This is a genomic window from Caballeronia sp. SBC1, from assembly GCF_011493005.1.
Classification (GTDB): domain Bacteria; phylum Pseudomonadota; class Gammaproteobacteria; order Burkholderiales; family Burkholderiaceae; genus Caballeronia.
Genome location: NZ_CP049157.1, coordinates 1,859,051 through 1,880,996 on the forward strand (window position 1 = coordinate 1,859,051; position 21,946 = coordinate 1,880,996).

Genomic DNA, 21,946 nt, shown 5'->3' on the forward strand with positions numbered 1-21,946 from the left:
CATGAATACTCAAATGTCGTTAGGAAGTGCGGAACAACCGGTTCGGATAGCAATTGTGGGCAGCGGGCCGAGTGGATTTTATGCTGCGGAGGCACTGCTGCAATCGACATACGTGGTGGAGATCACGATGATCGAGCGTCTTCCGGTGCCTCATGGTCTCGTGCGCAGCGGCGTAGCACCGGATCACCCGAAGCTGAAGCAGTCCACGCTTGTTTTCGACAAGATCGCCGCGCATCCGCGATTCCACTTTCTGGGAAATGTGGAGGTGGGCCGAGACATAAGTATCGACGACCTCCTCAGGACCCACCACGGCATTGTGTTCGCTTACGGTGCTTCGCTGGACCGTCGTGTCGGAATCGAAGGAGAAGACCTCCCCGGAAGCCATTCGGCCACGGAGTTTGTTGGTTGGTATAACGGCCACCCGGACTATCGCGACCTCGCGTTCGATCTTGATCAGGAAGCAGCTGTCATTATCGGGCAAGGCAATGTCGCGCTGGACGTTGCCAGAATCCTGTCAAAACCGGTCGACTCCTTTCGGCATACCGACATTGCAGAGCACGCGCTAGATGCGCTCTCGAAAAGCCGTCTTCGTGAGATACACGTCGTAGGTCGACGGGGCCCCGCGCAGGCGAAGTTCACCCCAACAGAGCTTCGCGAGTTCGGAACGATAAGCGAGTGCGCCGCACGCGTTGATCCGGAGCAACTGGCACTGGACGAAGTAAGCCAGTTAGAAGCGTCTGACAAGCGTTATCGGAACATTGCAACTAACCTGGGCATTCTCGCGGGATTCGGATCGGCCGCCGAGTCGGATGCTGCGCGTCGCTGTTATTTTCATTTCCTTCGTAATCCTGTTGAGGTTCTTGGCGAAAAGCGGGTGACAGGTATTCGATTTGCAAAGACGCGACTGGTTGGCGAAGCGTTTCATCAATCGACGCTCGATACGATTGAAACCGTCGATATCGACGCTGGCTTGTTGTTTAGATCTGTCGGTTATAGGGGCCGGCCAATCCTGGACCTTCCATTTAACGCCGCGCGCGGCACGCTTCGGCATCTCGGCGGACGGCTCGTTGGAGAGGATGGAACGGTTTGTTACGGACTCTACGCGACTGGATGGATAAAACGCGGTCCAAACGGCATCATTGGAACGAATCGAGCAGATAGCCTGGAGACAGTCGCGACATTGCTAACGGACATGCCCCATCTTGTGAGATGCGACAAATCCGGCGCGATCGGCGTGGCGGAAATTCTTCAGCGTCAGGGAAAGAGATATGTCAGCTACCAGGATTGGAGCCGCATCAACGCGGCGGAAATCGCACGCGGCGAGTTGACCGGTAAGCCGCGAGAGAAGTTTGCAAGAGTGGCCGAGATGCTGGCAGCTTGCATGGGAGCGGAGTCCGCGCAGTCTACTTGAACAGAGCCGACAAGATTTTGGCTTAAAGCTGTCCAGCCGCCAAGCGTTGCTGCGAGTCGGTCCTAACCGAATCTCCCAAGCGTACTTTCACTTTAAATTATATGGATGTCTAATGTATAGAGACCTCAAAGTAACCACCAAAAAGACCGCTACTATCTTCAGTCCGTTCGATGGCAGTGTTGTCGGTGAGATGCCAGTAGCGGAAGCTGATGACGTTGAGCGATCAATCTCCCGCGCGGAAAAAGCATTTCAGGTGACGCGTAAACTGCCGAGGTTTTTGCGCGCGGACATCCTCCTGCGTGCCGCCGAGCTCATTGCAGAACGACGTGACGAGTTTGTCCGTACTATCGCGGGGGAATCGGGCAAGCCTTTGTATGACGCTCGAGGAGAGGTCGCACGAAGTATTTTCAACCTCAAGAATGCTGCTCAGGAAGCGCGTCGAAGCAACGGCGAAGAGGTTCCGCTTGACCTCGATGCGGGTGTTTTCGAGTACCAGACGACAGACGCGCAAGGTTGCCCCACGACGCTTGCCGAGCTCGATCACGAAGGCTTGGCGAAAATGCGCCGGCGTGTTGGCATTGCACGCCGATTTCCAATCGGCCCGATCCTGGCGATCGCACCGTTCAATTTTCCGTTGAACCTGGTTTTGCACAAAGTCGCGCCAGCGCTGGCCGCTGGGAATACCGTTGTTCTCAAACCGGCGCCACAGACACCGCTGACCAGTCAGCTGTTGCTCGAGGTGATGATTGAAGCCGGATTGCCCGATGGCGCGTTGGAGGTCTGCCATTGCTCGGTTGCACTTGCTGAATCGATGGTCCGTGATGAGCGCTTTGCCATGGTGACATTCACCGGAAGCGCCAAGGTGGGCTGGCATATCAAGGCCATTGCCGGACGGAAGAAGGTGGCGCTTGAGCTCGGAGGCAATGGCGCGGTGATTGTCGCCGAAGACGCCGATCTGGATCTCGCTGCAGCGCGTTGTGTTCGCGGAGGAGTGGTCTATGGTGGTCAATATTGCATTGGCGTGCAGCGCATACTCGTTCACGAGTCCGTTCGCGCGAAATTCGAGGAAAAACTCCTCGCAGGCGTGCGCGCGTGCCGCGTTGGAAATCCGATGGAGGAGGGTATTGATGTGGGTCCGGTCATCGACGAAGGGTCAGCCGTCCGGATTCAGAGTTGGGTTGACGAGGCGATAGCCAGCGGCGCCAAATTGCTTGTTGGTGGAACGCGGGACGGGGCTGTGGTTCAGCCAACCGTCCTGACCAATACTGCCAAGGGTATGAAAGTGGAAGATGAGGAAATCTTCGGACCTGTCCTGACCCTTAACAGCTACGGTACCTTTGAGGAGGCGGTTCAACGCGCGAACGATTCCCGCTATGGCCTGCAAGGGGGTATCTTTACACACGACATCAGGCGCGCTTTCCAGGCACTGGAGGATTGGGATGTGGGTGGACTGATGATTAACGACGTGTCGATCTACCGAATTGACAATATGCCTTTTGGTGGCTGGAAAGAGTCCGGGACCGGGCGAGAAGGCACGCGCTACGCAATGGACGAAATGTCCGAGATCAAGTTGCTTGTGATCAATTACTCCTGATCCGGTCGCGGCAGGTGAGATGGACCCCACGCGATTCTCGCGCTGGGGGACACCAGGTTGTTTGTGATGAGCAGGGTTGAGCGGGAGAACGGAGATGGCAAATCGTGTCGTAGCGAGCACTTGTCGCGAATGTTTCGTGGGTTGTGGATCCTTGATTCATCTTGAGGACGACAAAGTGATCAAGATCACCGGAAATCCGGCTCATCCCCATTCACGTGGGGCGTTCTGCGCGAAAGGCATGAACGCGCCGATCGCTTCCTTGAATCATCCTCTGCGGCCACTTTATCCCCTGCGACGCACAGGCGAACGGGGCGAGGGAAAGTTCGAGCGAGTGTCCTGGGACAGCGCATTGAGCGAAATCGCCGATCGATTGCAAAAGATCAAATCGGGCTTTGGGGCTCGCGCGGTTGCGGGGGCGGTATCGAATCAATACTATGACCGCGGCGTCGCGATGTCACTGCTCCTGAGAAGCATCGGCTCGCCAAACTACATGATCAACCAGGATATGTGTACTGGTAGCCGATCTACCGCGGCAATCATGACGGGCGTACACGCGGAAGCGGGAAGTGAGCTGAGGAATGCAAAATGTATTCTGGTGGTCGGTCGAAGCCCCTCCGAGTCGAACATCATTGAATGGATGGATATCAAACTTGCCAAGCAAAATGGCACGAAGCTAATCGTCATCGACCCTCGCCAGACGCAGCTTGCAAAATTGGCGGATATTTGGCTCCAGGTTCAGCCTGGATCCGATGCCGCGCTGGCTTTAGCCATGGTCAAGGTTTTATTCGATGAGGATCTGATTGACAGTGAGTTTGTTAGCCGGTGGTGCGTTGGGGAAAGCGAACTGCGCACACGGGTCGCGCGCTATGACGTGGACTATGCGTCTGGAGTGACTGGTATCGCCGCGGCGAAAATTGTTGATGCCGCCCGAATGTTCGCGCTTGAGGGGCCCTCGTGTCTGGTATTGGGGCATGGCATTGACGCGCAGGCAAACGGCGTTCATACAGCCATGGCATTTCACGCAATTCTCGCGCTAACAGGAAATATAGATCGCGAAGGAAGTAATCGTTTGCACAAGACCCGCGCGGGATTCCGGGACTACGTGAAGATTGCGAAGGATCCTGCACTGAGGATGCCCAGTGAAAGAGAGAACGAGATTATTGGTGGCGATGCTTATCCGCTGTGGTCGGGGCCTTCGAGTTGGGGCTCTGCTGCTCACAACCCGTCTGTAATCGATGCTATCAGGACTGGCGTGCCCTATCCGGTCAAGGCGATATACATTAGCGGCGTGAACATTGTATGCACGTATCCGGGAATGCAGAACACGATTGATGCGCTGAAGCGTCTTGATCTTGTCGTTGTTGCCACCGATCACATCACCCCGACTGCTGAGTTTGCCGATTTCGTACTGCCAAAGACGACGCTGCTCGAAGAGGAGGGGGTCTTCGTTGAGGTCGGTGCGCCTTGTCTTTCCATTTTTAATAAGGCTGCTGAGTCCCGCGGTGAGGTCAAGACAGATGTTGAAATCGCCATCGCTCTATGTGACAAGCTGAGAGAACGCGGTGCATTGGACTTTGAATGCCTCCCCTGGAGGACGCACAGAGAGTTTATCGACTTCCAGCTCAAAGACACTGGCATGTCTTTCGATTCGCTGGATGCAGGTTTTCACACGTATCCGTACGAGTACGGTTCGTACGAACTCGACGGCTTCAAGACGCAAAGTAAAAAGATCGAGCTTTGTTCCAGCCTGCTCGAACAAGCTGGCTACGATCCAGTGCCGGACTATAAGGCTCCGAGCTACGCACAACCCACGCAAGATTTCGACCTGATACTGATGACCGGGATCCGCGTTATGGGACTACATCATTCGCGGTTTAGAAACCATGCTTGGGCTCGACGCGGTCAGAAGGCACCGGATATAAAGATGCACCCGGCGCTGGGAGAGAGGCTTGGCTTATCCAACGGTGAATGGGTTTGGGTCGAGACACCCGGGGGCACAAGTCGAGTCTACTTACAGGCGAAACTGACGGAAGAAATGCAACCGAACGTCGTTGCGACAGGAATGGGCTGGTGGTTCCCTGAGTTAGAAGGCGCAGATCATGGTGCGCTCAAATTCAACGTTGAAACAGCCATTCCTTACGGACCTGACTTTGATCCCATATCGGGCTCTCCCGAGTCGAGGAATTGCCCGTGCCGAATGGGCCGGGCGGATCCGGATGAAGTCCGGGGGTGGCCTTTCAACGCCATTGGGAAACCGTCTGACAAGGTCGCCTGATGGGGCTTGCCTGATCGACCGCAAAATTCGTAAAGTCCAGAACTTTCGATCGCATTTCATTCGAGACCGATCGCGCCGCAATGAGATGCGATGAGCAATTCAACGCGCGATAGCCATGGCGTTGATATTCAAGCCTCGGGCAAATTTCGCATGCACGTAGTCCGGACTGCGGCCGCTCTTCGGTAAGCGGGCGCGCGCTGCATTGAGTTGCAATGTTCACGCCTTTATGAAACCGCCTCTTGGGCTTTCGGTCTGACCGCGGCACCTCTTGGTGCCTGGCGGTTTGAACCCGCTCGGCCAAGTCCCTTATTCCCTCGACATGTGAGTACCCATGGCATTTGTAAAAACCGCTGTCGCCGCGTATGGTTCAACGACACTCTTTGTCCTGCTGTGGAGCAGCGGTGCAATCGTGTCAAAACTGGGACTCGCTCACGCCTCGGCCTTCGCTTTCCTCGTGCTGCGTTTCGCGCTCGCGTCGGGCGTCCTGGTCATGCTTGGTTTATGGCGCAGACGCTGGTTGCCGGCGTCTGGAACGCGTTTGCGAGTTGCGATCACCGGGGCCTTCCTGACCGGGGGGTATCCGATTTGTTATCTGCTCGCCCTTGATCACGGATTGACACCCGGCATTCTTGTAACGCTTCTGGGCGCACAGCCCATCCTCACGCTTGTGCTGGTGGAGCGTCGCTTGAGCGCGCCACGCCTGGGTGGCCTGTTGCTTGCGTTGGGCGGTTTGTCGCTCGTTGTATTCGGGGCTGGCAACGCGGAGCGGTATCCGATGACGGGAGTACTTTTCGGCTCGGCTTCGCTCGCGTGCATGACGATAGGTTCCATCCTGCAGAAAAGCCTGAAGCAGCAACCAACCGATGTCCTGCCACTCCAGAACGTTGTCAGCCTAACGCTCGCCATGTTGTTCGTACCGTTCCAGCCCATCACGTTCGTACCCGGCTTGGGTTTTCTCTTACCGCTTCTGTGGCTAGGCATCGGGATTTCGGTTTTCGCGCAGTTGCTCCTTTATCGGCTGATGCAAGCCGGTAACCTGGTCAACGTAACGAGCCTCTTTTATTTCGTGCCCGTGGTCACCGCCGTGATGGACTACCTCGTGCTGTGTAACCGTCTGACGCCCCTCAGTCTGGCTGGAATGGTCTCGATCCTGGCGGGTCTCTTGCTGGCATTTCGTGCTGCGCCTGCATCCGCACTTGCATCGGCGGCGATGCGTGCGTCTGCATCTTCACCTGTACGGAAACGCTAGGCCTCCCTTATTTTTAGTGTCGCTACCACTTCGTGTCGGTTCAACACCTTGACCGAGGCTTTGCACCTTTCAGTGCGCTACCTTTTGCTTCAGAGCTTCCTTTGACGCGGCTGGGCTACTGGGACGATGAGCATAGAGCGTGCAGGCGAGCTTTCGGCATCGAGTGCGCGGAAACTGGATTCGTGATGCCCTCGAAGTCATACCGTACCGCTCTAACGGTCGGATATCATGTCATCGACGACCTCGTACGTCTGTGAAGCAAGGCTGGCTCTGGACTTAAACCTTCAAGTCTGAAAATGTCTCGCCGAGTTGGTCGGCTGCGTGTTGGGCAGTTGATGCGGTGGGTATGCCCGGAGCGGTCCAAACGATTCCACCTGCGAAGGCGGCACACCCTACGGTTCCGGGCTTCGCGCTGAATAATGCAACGTCTAGGACTCGCTATACTTCATCAGTTCCCGTTTCGACGGATCGCAATTTTCTGCGGGTCTCGCAGCGGGCTACGGGGCTGACCTTTGACCCTACGGGAGACTGACTTGAACTCGATCCAACCTCAATCGCTTAAATATTTTGCCGAGGTCGCTCGTAGCGGGTCTGTGAGACAGGCGTCGGAAATTTTCTTTGTGGCGCCCAGTGCGATAAGCCGCCAAATCGCTAACCTGGAGAAAGAATTCGGTACAGAACTCTTCGAAAGATCTCCTCGGGGGATGGTTTTGACTGCGGCAGGTCAGATCCTGATGGCGTTCGTTGCTGACAACGAGAAGACCATTCAAAACGTGCATTCAGCAATTGACGACCTTGGCTCCCTGAAACATGGAAACGTTCGAATTGCGCTTATCGAGGCAGTGTCCGGAAGTTTCTTACCTGATCTGTTAATCGAGTTCTCAAGGCAGTTTCCGAGCATCACGTTCGATCTGAGCGTCTGTGGTACCGCTCAGATTGTTGAGGCCGTCGTCAACCATACTGCGGATATCGGCGTGGCGTTTAACGTGTTAAATCGCGACGATGTTGTGTTGCACGGCCGGATATTTCAGCCGTTGCAACTCATATGCCGCCCTGGACATCCATTGGCGACGCATGAAACGGTATCAATGGGGGAACTTTCGGACTACAAAGCAGCTGTCCCTGAAAAAACGTTTGGTGTGCGATACCTGATCGACCAGGCAGCAATTGAGGCAAAAATTGAATTGAAGATTGCATACGAAGTCAATTCGCTGCAGATGATCAAAAACCTCGTCCACAGGTCGGACGTTATCGGCTTCATGCCGCCACTCACATTCAGCCGTGAGCTTCAGTTAGGCTGGCTGTGCGCCGTTCCTTTATCAGACCGGTCGTCGGAAATCGCGACGATCGATTTGATAACGTCGCGCAATCGAAAGTTGCCAATGGCAGCCGCCGAATTTTTCAAATTTTTGCTGAAAGCCGTGCGACTGCCCACGTCTTGACATACGTACCTTGAGGCCATGCGAAGCAAGTAGCGTTTGCGGCATCTCGATCGATGAGGGCGTGGATAGTTGGACCACCTACGCAGATCCTTTGGGGCGCGGGGCGGGCAGTAATTAATCTGTTATACATAATATTTATGGCTGCAACCTCATCACGCTGGACGTCGGCGATCCCTCGATCGTCACGGGTACGGCCTGCCGACACCTTGCAGCTTTGGCAGCAATGCTAACCCGCATTTAAGTCCTCACGGCAGGCCACCCTCTATGTCACGGAATACTGCTCTCCAGCTTTGCTTCGCGGTCGACCTGTTCGGGTGCTTCGCGGGCGGCTTGATGGGCGGCTTCAAACCCGGCGAATTGTTGCGAATATTCGACTGGCGACCAGGCAAAGGGCAGCGCCGCCGTACTACGCCGCACTTCGCGCACACGAAAGCGCAGCAGGCGTTGGGCGCCCGCGAATTTGCTGATCTGTGCCTCGTCCCAGACAACTTCGGCATCGACAGCGACGTAGAGCAAATCGCCACGAATAAAGTCCAGGAACAGCAACCCTGCGCGACTGTTGACCGTAAGGTTGCCCAGCGTGTTAAAGAACCGGTTGCCGCGGAAGTCTGGCACGGTCAAGGTGTTCGCGTCATCCACGCGAACAAAGCCCGGTCGGCCTCCTCGGTGAGATACGTCCGCTTCGCGTGCGAATCTTGACGTATCCGGACCGTTTGCGCTTGAGATAAAAAAGGTATCCGCAGCTTCGAGCAACACCCGGTCGATGTCGTCCAGCTGCGATCCTCGACGCTGCGCGTGACGGGCCACGGAGGGAACGGACGCAACAAATGTTGGAGTACGGCCTTGAATATACTTGGGACAGTTGTCGAAGCTCTGGCTGACATGCAGGGAAATCTCGTCGTGCTCGATCGACGTAATCATCCCATTGACACGGGTGCGCCGCCCGGTCTCCGGCTGTATTGCGAGGCAGCCGATCATGCTGCCGACTTTCCACGCATCGGCGAGCGGGTCGTCCGGCAAAGTCGTTCCCGCTATGTGCAGGGTATGAACATCGGACGATGACACGAAGCCTTGCCTCCCGACGCGCAGTGTTGCCCACGACTGGCCGTTAGCATCGAGTCCACCGAGCACAATGAACGGCCGGTCATTGAAGAACGTCCTGTGCTGCTCCTGCAGGACAGGACGGATGCTGCGGGTTCCCGAGGAATGCGCGTAGTCACGTACGCCCACACGTTCCTGAACCGCAAGTTCGCCTGCATGAAACGGCGATAAAGCGGACCGGTCGGCGAGCAGTACGTACGTGTCGGTCATGGGAGTCTCGGAAAGCGCGAGCGTTGAAAATAGTGTGTTTGGTCAGCGAGCACACCGTGAAAACGAGCTAGCCTCGCGATCGCACGCCGGCGATTGGCTTCCGGTGGAGATTAGCGCGTAAGCGGGTTGTCCGGTAGATAGATGATCACGGAAACTCAGTCCTCCGGCAGTGGACAATCGACGCGGTCGAAGTACGCGGCGGTAGCCTAAAATCCGTGGCCATGGAATAAGTCAGTATGTGCCGGTGTTTGCTCCATCAATGCCTATTCGGGTTGCTTACAGGAACAGCTTTCCATGCCTTACATACTTAGTGTGACTGTGCGCATGACCGTAACCGCTTTCGCGGTGGCGGTGGGAAGCATGCCCGTTGCTGCATTCGCTGCCGGGCCAGCCGGCGCAAGCGCCGAAGAAACACCGTTTCTGCTTGAGAACGACAAAGCCATGACAAAGATGATGGATGGGGTGTCCATCAAGCCCGCGGGCGATGTCGACCACGATTTCGTCGCAATGATGGAGCCTCATCATCAGGGTGCCATTGACATGGCACAGGCCGAGCTGCGCTACGGTCACAATGAACAGTTACGACGCATCGCGCAGGAAATCATCGTCGAGCAGCAGCAGGAAATCATCGCCATGCGGCTCGCACTGGGACAGCCGCTGCCGTTGCCCGCACCTGCCGCCGACCAGCAGCGCAGCCCGGATTCCAACCCCACAAGCACATCCCCGATGTCCCATGACAACATGCAAATGAACATCCACAAGGAACCGTGATGAAAACCAAGCTGATTCTCGCTACAGCCCTGACCGCCACCGCGTTCGCCGCTGCCCAGGTTGTCTGCGCCGGGCAGGCCCCAGGTTCCCTGTCCGATCCGGACGTGCCGGTGAGTCACCACGACCGGGTCTATGCAGCCGAGCAATTTTCAAATACGGTGTCGGTGACCGATCCAGCCGACAACAAACTGGTCGGCGTGATTCGCCTCGGCGACCCATCGCCGGGCAACTTCAGTCCGCTGTATAAAGGGCAGGTACTGGTGCACGGCATGGGTTATTCGCCGGACCACCGCACGCTCGCAGTCGTATCGATCGGCTCGAACTCAGTGACGTTCATCGACACCCAGACCAACGCCGTCAAGCATACGACATATGTGGGACGCTCACCGCACGAGGCGTTCTTCACACCCGATGGCAGCGAAGTGTGGGTGACGGTGCGTGGCGAAAACTACGTCGCGGTTCTCGATGGCAAGACGTACGAAGAAAAGACCCGCATTGTCGTCCCAGCAGGTCCAGGGATGCAGATTTTTTCGCCCGACGGCATGTACGGCTACGTCTGCTCATCGTTCAACCCGGAGACTGAAGTCATCACGGTGGCTGACCATAAGATCGTCGGTGCGGTCAAGCAGGCGAGTCCGTTCTGCCCAGATTTGGCAGCCACGCCGGACGGCAAGCAGGTGTGGTTCACGCTAAAGGACGTGGGCAAGACCCAAGTCTTCGACGCGCGTCCGCCATTCGCGTTGCTCAAGACTCTCGATACCGGTCCGATCACGAACCACGTGAACATCGTTCACAACGCCAATGGCATGTTTGCTTATGTAACCGTTGGCGGGCTGAATCAGGTGAAGGTGTTCCGCACTGACGACTTCTCACAGGTCGCGACAATTCCCGTTGGCAATCTACCGCACGGCATCTGGCCTTCGGGCGACGGCAGCCGAGTCTACGTAGGCCTCGAAAACGCTGATGCGATGACTGCCATCGACACGCTGACCAACAAGGTTATAGCCACCGTGCCGATCGGTCAGGCGCCGCAGGCTGTCACCTATGTACCGAACGCAGTGCCGGAGGGAGACGGCACGCAGAACGCGCAACCGCTCGGTGTGGCAGGACAGACCGTGCACCTGGCGATGATGCCGGCGGGTGCGGGCAAGTCGGCGGACGATACCGGCATGCCCACTACTGTTGCGTTGTTCGATCAGGGCCTGGTGCAGGTTCTTCAGGCCGCGGTCACTGGCCTTTTGCCGAAACAGCCGTACGTACTAGGTTTGTCGGATAGCCCTGACGGCAGCGGTAACGTGGACCCGCTCGCGAATTTCATGACTAACCCGGCGGGCGCTGCGATCGTCAACGCGATCGGCCAAATTCGCCAAGTAGTCACGCCGGGCGCGAGCACCACGGCCGACAAGCGTCGTTACCTCGTCATCGCTCCGCAAGTGGCGGGAAAGCTGGGTGCACCGGTGCAAGTTCAGGCGCTGTAAAGCGGGTCTATAGCCGCTGGAAATACAGTCTTCTGTTCGGCGGTAGATTCCCGCGTTTCACCTCGCGGACTCTTCCGAAATGGAAGTCTTTCATTGGACGGCTCCGTCGTGCGCGCCCAGTTCCGTGACGGCTTTTGGCGTCAACGGGATCCCTTGGGCGCTCATGTTTCAAACCGGCGCGCCGGCTCTCAATCTCATCACGTCTGCATGCGTGCGTTACCCTTCCCTGCGTGGGTACGCAATCTTGTCGCAAGCCGACCATGAGCGCTCAGTTGAGCTCGTATTCAGGATCGCCGGCGATTCAAACCAGCGGACCGTGGCGTTGTCAGACTTGAACGAGCAGAAGAGGGTGTATCGAGGAATTAAATCTCCAGATAGAATCCGTCCTTCACAGCAGATCAGCATGTAATCCTAAATTTTAGTTGGAGAACGTTGACGCAGATGTTCGAGCGAATGAAGGCATCACGGATAGACATCGTATGCCGAGTACTCGCTCGCGGTTGCTGCGTGACCCGGACATTGAGGAAACACGCCGGACCGCGCTGACCGTACCCGACTTCAGTGCGGAACTCACCCCCTGCAGGGAGGCTTGGATTTGACCACGAGGATCTCGCTCATCAGGCTCGGTATCTCCAGTTTTTCGAGTTACCTCTGCTGGGGAAACGATGACCGCGATTTCGATTTCTTCATCGCGCAATTTTTAAGTGATCTGCCCACCAACCTGACAATGCCGGGGAAACCACTCGTTACTGATGTACCCGCGCTTGTTTGTCATCTTCGCGATTCTGCAATAATTCGCGTTATGACGACCCATTGCGACGAGTGTCCGAAGATGCGAACCGATCAGGACTTCGGAGATGCTGAGTCTCCCGCCTACTGGCGCGAGCACGAAATGCTCCTGCTGCAACAAGTGATGGCGCTGGTGGGCAAGAACCTGTCTCCGCTTGCCGCGCTGCGTGAAATGCTGCACCTGATGTCGGAATTGCTCGGCCTGAACCGGGGACGGATCGTGCTAAGCGACGAAAACCGGCAATTCTGTCGAATTCGGCACGCGTACGGATTGACCAGAAAAGAAATAGAGCGTGGATGCTATGCGTTTGGTGAAGGCATTACCGGTCGCGTGATCCAGAATGGCCAGTTGGCGATCGTTCAGGATATCGACCAGGAACCATCGTTCTTGGCCCGCGCAGTGGAACGCTCGAAACTTCCCCCCGGACCCGTGGCGTTCATCGCCCTCCCTATCTCGATCGACCGGGTGACTGTCGGCGTTCTTGCTTGTCACCGCATACGAAGACGCTCGCGCGCGCTTGCCGACGACCTGACGCTCCTGCGCATTCTCGCCACGCTCGTCGGGCAACTGCTGCAACTCGAAGCACGTTTGCAGGAAAAGACCCAGGCGCTCGAACAGCAGAATGCGGCTTTGGCGCGCGCGCTGGAATCGGCAACCGCTCGCTACGGAATCATAGGGACTTCGCCCAGGTTGTTGAGCGCTATCTCCGAGCTCGAACGGGTATCGGATTCGGCCGCGAGCGTGCTGTTGCTCGGAGAGTCGGGAACCGGCAAGGAGCTTTTCGCGCGCGCCCTGCATCTTGCAAGCCCGCGACGTGACAAGGCATTCATCAAGATCAACTGCGCGGCCATACCGGATGCGCTGTTCGAATCGGAACTGTTCGGCTATGAACGCGGCGCATTCACCGGTGCGGCCACCATGCGCGCCGGATGGTTCGAGCAAGCGGATGCGGGAACCATCTTTCTCGATGAAATCGGCGAGTTGCCGCTGACGATGCAAACCAAGCTGCTGCGCACCCTGCAGGAGGGCACGATGACGCGACTCGGCGGCAAGCGGGAAATTCGCATCGATGTCCGCCTGGTTGCAGCCACCAACCGCGATCTCCAGGTCGAGGTCGCGAGGGGAGGGTTCAGGCAGGACCTCTACTATCGGCTCAATGTCATTCCGATTCATCTGCCTTCGCTAGCGGAGCGCCGCGAGGACATACGTGCACTGGCGCTGCATTTCATCAGTCATGCCAACCAGGTCAATCAACGCAACGTCAACCTGACTGCAAGCGCCCTTGACCGCCTCCGGCAACATTCGTGGCCCGGCAATATCCGTGAACTGGCGAACGTGATCGAGCGAATCGTGTTGCTGGCAGACCGGCCGATTCTGAACGCGGCGGACGTTGAACGTTTCCTGCCCGATGAAAGGGCGGCGGCGCTGGCGTCGCAACCGGTCGACGTGCCGGACGTCCAGGATCACGCGAGCATTCTGGCCGCAAACATGCGGCGGGCGAGCCTGCTGCCCACGCGTCCCTATGAGCGTGTGGGGTCGCACTCCGCCGACGCGCTGCGCGAGGCGCTTCGACAGTGCGGCGGGAACAAGTCGCGCGCTGCGCAGATGCTTGGGATGACGGTGCGGCAGTTCAACTACCGGTGGCAAAAGCTGGGCTTGGCGGACGCCTGAGCCGTTGTACATGCCATTGTCGACATTGTTTACATTGTCGACAATGGCGCCGCCATTCTTTTTCGCTTAGTCATCAATTCAAATGTCGCTGATCCTTGAAAGCCTTATGCACAAGGGCTTTCATGGAAGAAATGCAAGATTGGCACACCTATTGCATTAGAGGTTTACGCCGACGCACTAGTCGTACGGCGCGCTGTTATTCAGCGACCTTTTCCATCAGGAGCCAGCCTTGAACACAACCGTCAGCGACAACCCCACGACCATTTCTGCTCACCTCCGACCGATCGACCGCGACGGCCTGTTGGCATTCGCGGAGAAGGGCCGCAACGACCCCGACAGACGCGGCAAGAACAACGTTCACACCGTAATGCAAGGCCAATACCGGTCGCTGAGCTACGTCGGTGCCCACGCTCCGGTCGTCGTTGACGAACCGCTCCATTTGTTCGGCGAAGACACGGCGCCGGCGCCGGGCGAAATCGCATTGTCTGGCCTTGGCGGCTGCCTGGCCGTCGGCATCACCGCGGTAGCGACCTGGAAGCAGGTCAGGCTGTCGAAGCTTGAAATCTACCTGGAAGCAGATATTGGCAACACGGCAGCGTGGGGTGCGGGGGGCGCACAGCGGGAACCGTCGCAAATGGGCTTCCAGGAGATTCGCGTCAAGGTGGTGATCGAAGGCGATGCCAGCCGTGAGGAACTGGATGAAATCGTGCGTCAGGCTAACTTCAACTCGCCGGTTGCCAACACAATGCGCAACCCAATCCCGATGAGCGTCTCGCTCGCTGACTAAACATCCTGTTGATCGTCGTCGACGATCCGGCTTCAACACCCACGGGAATTCCATCATGGCAAGCGTACTGGCTGCAGGCGACGTCTGCGTGGACGGCTGGATCGACGGCGAGGTCCTGGCGAACGTCATCGACATTGCAAGCGGCCCCCTGGCGGCCGCTGCAACGCGTATCGACACAGAAGGGTATTACCCGCTCGACATCATGTCGAAGCTCGGTGAGGCTGGCGGGCTAGGCGTGCATCTCGACCGGCACGGAGCGCGCTTCGCCCTGTCGATCGACGCCATGCGGGAAGCCAGCCGGGCGTGCGGATCGACAGGCTTCTTGATGTGGGCCCATGACGTATGCGGCCTTTACATGGAACAGTCGGGCAACCCGGAACTCGGCGGCCACCGGCTGGACGAGCACGCGCGCGGCCGAACCTTCGGCGGCACGGCGCTCTCGAACCCGATGAAGGCCCTATCCGGCATTGAGCCGATGATGCTGCGTGCAGCGCCAATGGCCGGCGGCTATCGGGTCAGCGGAACCCTGCCGTGGGTGAGCCACATCGCGCGAGGCCAGTATTGCGGCGCGATTGCGGCTGTGCTGCGTGACGACGGGTCGGTGTCGCATGAAATCATGTTCATGCTCGACTGCGACGAACGCGTCGAGCTGCGCCACTGCCCGGTGTTCTCAGGCATGGAGGGCACAAGTACGTGGGGTATCCGGCTGACTGATTATTTTGTCGGCGAGGCAAGCATGATCGCCGATCCGGCGCGCCCGTTCATCGCGCGGATCAAGCCCGCTTTCATCCTGTTGCAAGTGGGCATGGCGCTGGGCGTGGCGCAAGGCAGTATCGATTCGAGTCTTGAAGTCGAGCCGATGCTCGCGCACGTCAACCGGTTCCTGCACGACCGCCCTGACGAATTGTGCGCGGAACTGAACGAAGCCCGTGCGCAGGCGGCCCGGCTCGCACTCACGCCGTATGACGGCAGCAAGGACTATGTGCTCGACGTGCTGGACCTCCGGACCCGGGGCGCGGAACTCGCGCTGCGGGCGGCCCAGGCGTCACTTTTGCACCAGGGCGCACGCGGCTACCTGATGAGCGCCGCGCCGCAACGAAGGATTCGTGAGTCGCATTTCGTGGCGATCGTCACGCCGGCCATCAAGCACTTGCGTCTGGAAATGGCGCGCTTGAGCGAAGAGGAGTTGCCGGTATGAACGCCATTAGCCATGAATGGAAGCAATTCATTTGCCGCGCATGCGGCGTCATCTACGATGAGGAAGCGGGCGACCCCGACAGCGGGCTCGCGCCGGGTACCCGCTTTAGCGATATCCCCGAGAACTGGGAATGTCCGCTATGTGGAGTCAGCAAGGCTGATTTTACGTTGTACGAACCGATATCCGCCGTCGCGTCCGGGGACTCCTCCACGGTTGCAGTACGCGAGACGGGCGTGGTGGTGGTCGGCGGAGGCACGGCTGGATGGGCGGCGGTCGAAGCCCTTCGCGCGCTCGATGCAGAGGTGCCGATCACGATGGTGACCGCCTGCGAGGGCGACCGGTATCGCAAGCCGGAACTTTCCGTTGCGTTGAGTCAGGGGAAACTGCCCGATGTGCTTGTCACCGAACGCGGCCGGGATGCGGCCAAGCGCATGCGGGTGCGCTTGCTGTCGCACACCTACGCAGTCGGGCTGTCGCCGGCATTGCGCCAGTTGCGCACCACCGCCGGAACTGTGCGCTACACCCGCCTGATCCTCGCGCAGGGCGCTCGCCCCGCGATGTCCGCTGCGCTGCCCCCGAGCCTTTGCTGGCGGATCAACGACCTTCGCATGTGGGGCGGCGTTCAACGCGCGCTAGCGTCTGGAGCGCAGCGGATCGCGATCGTGGGCGCAGGACTGGTCGGCTGCGAGTTGGCGGAGGATTTTGCGCGGTCCGGACATGAGGTCTGTGTGCTCGACATCAACGACCGCCCGCTGGCTTCGTTATTGCCCGAGCAGGCGTCGGAGCGCTTGCTGGCAAGCTGGGAAAATCTCGGCATTCGCTTTCTGGGCGCGCGAAGTGTTGTTTCGGTCACGCTCGCCGAGGGAGGCAACAGCCCTGAACGCGTCGTCCTGACGCAACGTGGCGAACAAATGCGGGTCGACCTGGTGTTGAGCGCGACCGGCCTTGTCGCTGAGTCGAGACTCGCCACCCAGGCGGCCTTGCACTTCGAGCGCGGTATTGTCGTCGACCCGAAGACGCTGCAGACCAGCGAGCCGAATATCCATGCCCTGGGCGATTGCATCAATATCGCAGGCCAGCCATGCCGCTTCATAGAACCGATCGCGGGGCAGGCCGAGGCTATCGCGCACGCGGTGCTGGGGCGTGACCACCGCGGATACGACCACAAACCGCCGGTGTTGCGCGTCAAGACGAAATCACTGCCCATCGTGATGCGCGGCGTACCGTCTTGCGATCTGCGCTGGGAAGTGGTTGCCGAGGACGAGCAGCAGCTATCAATGATTCAGACCCGCAACGGCACACCGGTCGCGTCGCTGAAGGTGGGGCAGGCAAGCCTGGAATTCGCCATTTAGTCATGGGTGATCAATAGAACGGTCTGAACGTCGGCCGACTCCCGATACCTGATACCTGATACCTGATACCCAAGGAAATCACAATGGATCGCCAGAACCGGTACCGGCCTTTCGATAGCCGCGCGACGCTCGGTGGCTGCGCATGCGGACAGCATGCCAGTCAATCCGAGCATGAACGGCAAGCGCATGCATCGAGTGCCACGGACGCTGCGATGATGTCCCGCGACTTCGTCGAGGCCGCTGCCGTCAGGACGCTTTTCCCGGACGATGCAGCGCGTCGCTCGTTCATGCGCGCGGTCGGGAAAGGCGCGGCCATGGCCGCCATCTACAGCGTCTTTCCGATCGCGTCATTGCAGGAGGCATTCGCTGAAGACAAACGGGGCAACCTCGAAAAGCGCGACTTGAACATCGGCTTCCTGCCGATTACCTGCGCGACGCCGCTTATCGCCGCAGAGCCGCTGGGTTTCTACAAGGAGCAAGGACTCAATGTGACGCTGCAGAAAGTGGGCGGCTGGGCGCTCGTGCGCGATCGCATGCTGAACCATGAACTGGATGCCTCGCACATGCTGGCGCCCATGCCGCTCGCGATCTCGATGGGGATCGGCTCGCAGCCCACTCCTACGCGCGTGGCGACGATTCAGAACGTGAATGGCCAGGCGATCGTGCTGGCGCTCAAGCACAAGGACAATCGCGATCCGCGCAACTGGAAGGGCTTCAGGTTCGCGATTCCGTTCGATTACTCGATGCATAACTTCTTGCTACGCTATTACCTGGCCGAGCATGGCATCGATCCGGATCGCGACGTGCAATTGCGTGTGACGCCTCCCGCCGAGATGATCGCGAACCTGCGGGCGGGCAATATCGACGGCTTCCTAGGACCCGATCCGTTCAACCAGCGCGCGGTCTTCGACGAAGTCGGCTTCATTCATATTCTCTCCAAGGATATCTGGGCGGGTCATCCATGCTGTTCCTTCAGCGTGTCTGACGGGTTTATCCAGCAAAACCCGAACACGTTCGCCGCTCTCTTTAGGGCGAACCTGAAGGCGGCGGCCTACGCGCATGAAGCGTCGAACCGCCCCGCGCTTGCCAAAATGATCTCCGCGCCGGCTTACCTGAACCAGCCAGAACTGGTGGTGCGCCAGGTGCTGACTGGCACGTTCGCGGACGGGCTTGGGCAGGTGCAACGCGTACCGGATCGGGTCGATTTTGAGCCGCTGCCATGGTATTCGATGGCGACGTGGATGATGACGCAGATGAAACGCTGGGGTTATCTGAAGCGTGACGTCGACTACCATTCGCTCGCTGAAAAGGTGTTCCTGCTGACCGACGCATGCCGCGCGATGCAGCAGATCGGCGAACCGGTCCCCGACGCCGCGCGCAACGGCGGCTATCGGCCAATTTCGGTGATGGGACGTACCTTCGACGCTTCCCGGCCCGATGACTATATCAGCAGCTTTCCCATCAAACGCACGTGAGCGCAGGAGTACCATCATGAATGGACCGAGACGCATTGGAGCGCGAATCTCAATCCGGCAGAAAGCGGCGCTATGCTCGATCGCGTTGCTGGCAGTGCTGCTGATCGTATGGCAGGCAGCGACCTGCACGAGTGGGCCGGACGCTTCGGTGAAGTCGCCCGGCGACGCCGAGGCGGTGGAGTACGCAATGCTCATGGGCAGGATCCCGGAGACCGGGGCGGCGTCGCAGTCATCCTCCAAGGTGACTGGATTCCCGACGCCCGCGCAGTTTGCCGCCGAAGCGTCGCGGCAACTGGCGCATCCGTTTCGTGACAACGGTCCAAATGACAAGGGCTTCGCGATCCAGCTAGGCTATTCACTCGCGCGGGTCGCGGCGGGATATGTAATAGCACTCGCCGTGGCCGTTCCGCTCGGCTTCCTGATCGGCATGTCGCGGCTGGCGTTCCTGACATTCAATCCCTTTATCCAGGTGCTGAAGCCGATCTCACCGCTCGCGTGGATGCCCATCGCGCTTTACACGATCAAGAGCTCCTCGACGTCGGCGATCTTCGTGATTTTCATCTGCTCGGTCTGGCCGATGCTGATCAACACCGTGTTCGGCGTAGCCGCTGTCCGGCGCGACTGGCTCAACGTAGCCCGCACGCTTGAAGTTACGCCGCTGCGCCGCGCGCTTAGGGTGATCCTGCCCGCTGCCGCACCGACCATTGTCACGGGCATGCGTATCTCGATGGGTATTGCGTGGCTGGTCATTGTTGCTGCCGAAATGCTGGTGGGCGGGACGGGCATTGGCTATTTTCTCTGGAATGAATGGAACAACCTGTCGCTCGCAAACGTGTTGTTCTCGGTCCTGCTCATCGGTCTGGTCGGCATGGCGCTCGACCTTCTTTTTGCCCAGCTTCAAAGGAAGGTGACCTATGTCGACTGATACGCGCATGACACAGCCTGCCAGCATGCCGGGTTTCATCAGCGTCGAAGCGCTGACCAAGCGTTATCGCCCAGACATGCCACCCGTTTTCGAAAACATCAGCTTCACGATCGGGCAGGGCGAATTCGTTTGCATCATAGGACACTCCGGGTGTGGAAAGAGCACGATCCTGAACGTACTCGCGGGCCTAGAAGAAGCCACGAGCGGACACGTCATCATGGCCAGTCGCGAGATCTCGGGGCCAAGCCTCGATCGAGGCGTGGTCTTCCAGGGCCATGCGCTCATGCCATGGCTGACGGTGCAGGCCAACATCGCGTTTGCCGTGCGTTCCCGGCATCCTAAATGGACTCGGGAGCAAATTGGTGCACATGTTCAGCGTTTCGTCGACATGGTAGGGCTGAGCGGGTCGGAGAAAAAGAAGCCGTCTGAACTCTCCGGCGGCATGCGCCAGCGCGTGGGTATTGCCCGCGCGTTCGCGGTTGAACCCAAAATGCTGCTGCTCGATGAGCCTTTCGGCGCGCTTGATGCGCTTACACGCGGCGTCATTCAGGACGAGTTGCTGAAGATTGTTTCTGCGACGCGCCAGACCGTCTTTATGATTACCCATGACGTGGACGAAGCAATACTTCTGTCCAACAAGATCATGCTGATGAGCAACGGACCGTGTGCCCGCATAGCCGAGATTGTAGTCAATACGCTGCCGGCTGACCGTCAACGCGAGACCATGCATCATGATCCGCAGTACTACCGGATCCGCAACCATCTGGTCGATTTCCTGGTCAGGCGCTCGCGGGAGACTGATCGCCAGCTGGAAAGCAGCACGGCGCCACGTCTCGTTCGGCCCGGACTTGACGAGGGCGAGGGCGACGCAGTCGTGCGCAATGCCATCCCGAACATTAAGGCAGTCGCCTGACAGCTGCCTGACACCTATTTATCACCAACGGAGAAGACCATGATTTCGAGCCGCGACCAGGTAACGCAGATGATTGTTTCCGCCAAAGTCAGTAAGGGACTCAAATGGGCCGGCATTGCCGAGGCAATCGGCCAAAGCAAGGAATGGACGACCGCCGCCTGCCTTGGACAGATGACGCTGACCAAGAGCCAGGCGGAGAAGGCGGGCGAGCTGTTCGATCTTTCGGAAGAGGCGATCGCGTGGCTGCAAATCGTGCCATACAAAGGGTCGTTGCCGACAGCCGTGCCGACCGACCCGCTGATTTATCGCTGGTATGAGATCGTCAGCGTCTACGGGACCACCATCAAGGAACTGATCCATGAAGAGTTTGGTGACGGCATCATGAGCGCCATCGACTTCTCCATGGACATAGAGCGTGAAGCCGATCCCAAGGGGGATCGCGTCAAGGTTGTCCTGTCTGGAAAGTTCCTCCCTTATAAGAGTTATTGAGCGTCGTGCGGCCGGCTGCGATGCGGGCGACGCCGTCCTGAATCCTGGAATCCCCTATGATTTTTCGCCAGTTTTTCGATCCGATTTCGAATACCTATACGTATTTTATTGCTTCACGCGTGGGTGGCGAGGCACTCATCATCGATCCCGTCAAAGAACAACTGGCGATCTATTTGACTGCGATTAACAGCTTTGGGGTGCGGCTTGTTCATGCGATCGATACGCACACGCACGCCGACCACGTGACTGCGCTAGGCGATCTTCGAGACGCCACGCAATGCACGACCATCATGGGCGATTTGTCGAAGGCGCTGTGCGTGTCGCGGCAAGTGAGCGAGGGCGAAACACTTCGCGTTGACGGCATCGAGCTGAAAGCGCTGTATACGCCTGGACATACCGTCGAGTCCTTTAGCTTCGTGCTTGATCCCATACGACCCAAGGCCGTTTTTACAGGCGACGTGCTGCTCATACGCGGGACCGGGCGCACCGATTTCCAGGGCGGCGATGCACGATGCTCCTGGGACTCGATCGCCAACAAGCTCTTCGCTTTACCTGATGACACGACGTTGTATCCGGCACATGACTACCAGGGCCGTAGGTCGTCAAGCATTGGCGACGAAAAGCGCCTGAATCCGCGCCTTGCCGGGAAGAGCCAGGAAGAGTACGTCGAGATCATGAACAATTTGAACTTGCCTGATCCAAGGATGATGGATGTCGCCATTGCCGCGAACCTTGCCTGTGGGCAAGTTCAGGCCTAGCCGCACCTGTGCAAGCTGGCATGCGCGCTTTTCTCTCCCGTGACACCACTAACCTGA

At 58.4% G+C, this 21,946-nt stretch carries 17 protein-coding genes; 16 read left to right on the forward strand and 1 reads right to left on the reverse strand.

Annotated features, from left to right (window positions below):
• Position 1 precedes the first annotated feature (1 nt).
• The 5 genes from SBC1_RS26350 (at position 2) to SBC1_RS26370 (ending at position 7,971) form a co-directional block, all read left to right on the forward strand.
• Positions 2-1,411, forward strand: coding sequence for an FAD-dependent oxidoreductase (locus SBC1_RS26350; RefSeq protein ID WP_241202181.1), 1,410 nt, complete (start codon positions 2-4; stop codon positions 1,409-1,411).
• A gap of 112 nt (positions 1,412-1,523) precedes the next feature.
• Positions 1,524-3,005, forward strand: coding sequence for an aldehyde dehydrogenase family protein (locus SBC1_RS26355; RefSeq protein WP_165100661.1), 1,482 nt, complete (start codon positions 1,524-1,526; stop codon positions 3,003-3,005).
• 94 nt (positions 3,006-3,099) lie between these two features.
• The gene (locus SBC1_RS26360) at positions 3,100-5,280 is read left to right on the forward strand and encodes a molybdopterin-dependent oxidoreductase (protein ID WP_165100656.1); all 2,181 of its coding nucleotides are present in this window, start codon (positions 3,100-3,102) and stop codon (positions 5,278-5,280) included.
• 331 nt (positions 5,281-5,611) lie between these two features.
• Entirely contained in the window at positions 5,612-6,529 is a 918-nt protein-coding gene (locus tag SBC1_RS26365; RefSeq protein ID WP_165100653.1) for a DMT family transporter, read from the forward strand.
• Positions 6,530-7,062: 533 nt separating this feature from the next.
• Entirely contained in the window at positions 7,063-7,971 is a 909-nt protein-coding gene (locus SBC1_RS26370) for a LysR family transcriptional regulator (protein ID WP_165100649.1), read from the forward strand.
• 267 nt (positions 7,972-8,238) lie between these two features.
• Here the strand turns inward: SBC1_RS26370 and SBC1_RS26375 are convergent, their stop codons facing one another.
• A complete protein-coding gene (locus SBC1_RS26375; RefSeq protein WP_165100645.1) occupies positions 8,239-9,282 on the reverse strand; it encodes a pyridoxamine 5'-phosphate oxidase family protein in 1,044 nt (347 codons plus the stop codon).
• 324 nt (positions 9,283-9,606) lie between these two features.
• Between SBC1_RS26375 and SBC1_RS26380 the strand changes: the two genes are divergently transcribed.
• From SBC1_RS26380 to SBC1_RS26430, 11 genes are all read left to right on the forward strand, one after another.
• Positions 9,607-10,053 (forward strand): DUF305 domain-containing protein, encoded by a 447-nt coding sequence (locus SBC1_RS26380; protein WP_241202180.1) that lies wholly within the window; start codon positions 9,607-9,609, stop codon positions 10,051-10,053.
• On the forward strand, positions 10,053-11,531 hold the full coding sequence (locus SBC1_RS26385; RefSeq protein ID WP_165100639.1) for a YncE family protein: 1,479 nt from the start codon (positions 10,053-10,055) through the stop codon (positions 11,529-11,531). Before SBC1_RS26380 ends, SBC1_RS26385 begins: the two co-directional genes overlap by 1 nt.
• An 832-nt stretch (positions 11,532-12,363) precedes the next feature.
• Complete coding sequence (locus SBC1_RS26390; protein ID WP_241202179.1) at positions 12,364-13,992, forward strand: sigma-54-dependent Fis family transcriptional regulator; 1,629 nt, start codon at positions 12,364-12,366, stop codon at positions 13,990-13,992.
• 229 nt (positions 13,993-14,221) lie between these two features.
• A complete protein-coding gene (locus SBC1_RS26395) occupies positions 14,222-14,779 on the forward strand; it encodes an OsmC family protein (protein ID WP_165100635.1) in 558 nt (185 codons plus the stop codon).
• 55 nt (positions 14,780-14,834) lie between these two features.
• Entirely contained in the window at positions 14,835-15,977 is a 1,143-nt protein-coding gene (locus SBC1_RS26400) for an acyl-CoA dehydrogenase family protein (protein ID WP_165100631.1), read from the forward strand.
• Entirely contained in the window at positions 15,974-17,329 is a 1,356-nt protein-coding gene (locus tag SBC1_RS26405; RefSeq protein ID WP_165100628.1) for an FAD-dependent oxidoreductase, read from the forward strand. The genes SBC1_RS26400 and SBC1_RS26405 overlap by 4 nt, the downstream gene beginning before the upstream one ends.
• Positions 17,330-17,412: 83 nt before the next feature.
• A complete protein-coding gene (locus SBC1_RS26410; RefSeq protein ID WP_165100624.1) occupies positions 17,413-18,804 on the forward strand; it encodes a CmpA/NrtA family ABC transporter substrate-binding protein in 1,392 nt (463 codons plus the stop codon).
• A gap of 16 nt (positions 18,805-18,820) precedes the next feature.
• A complete protein-coding gene (gene ntrB / locus SBC1_RS26415) occupies positions 18,821-19,729 on the forward strand; it encodes a nitrate ABC transporter permease (protein ID WP_165100621.1) in 909 nt (302 codons plus the stop codon).
• A complete protein-coding gene (locus tag SBC1_RS26420) occupies positions 19,719-20,642 on the forward strand; it encodes an ABC transporter ATP-binding protein (protein WP_241202178.1) in 924 nt (307 codons plus the stop codon). The genes ntrB and SBC1_RS26420 overlap by 11 nt, the downstream gene beginning before the upstream one ends.
• 39 nt (positions 20,643-20,681) lie before the next feature.
• Positions 20,682-21,131 (forward strand): cyanase, encoded by a 450-nt coding sequence (gene cynS / locus SBC1_RS26425; RefSeq protein ID WP_165100618.1) that lies wholly within the window; start codon positions 20,682-20,684, stop codon positions 21,129-21,131.
• Between the two features lie 56 nt (positions 21,132-21,187).
• Positions 21,188-21,889 (forward strand): MBL fold metallo-hydrolase, encoded by a 702-nt coding sequence (locus SBC1_RS26430; protein WP_165100615.1) that lies wholly within the window; start codon positions 21,188-21,190, stop codon positions 21,887-21,889.
• Positions 21,890-21,946: the final 57 nt, after the last annotated feature.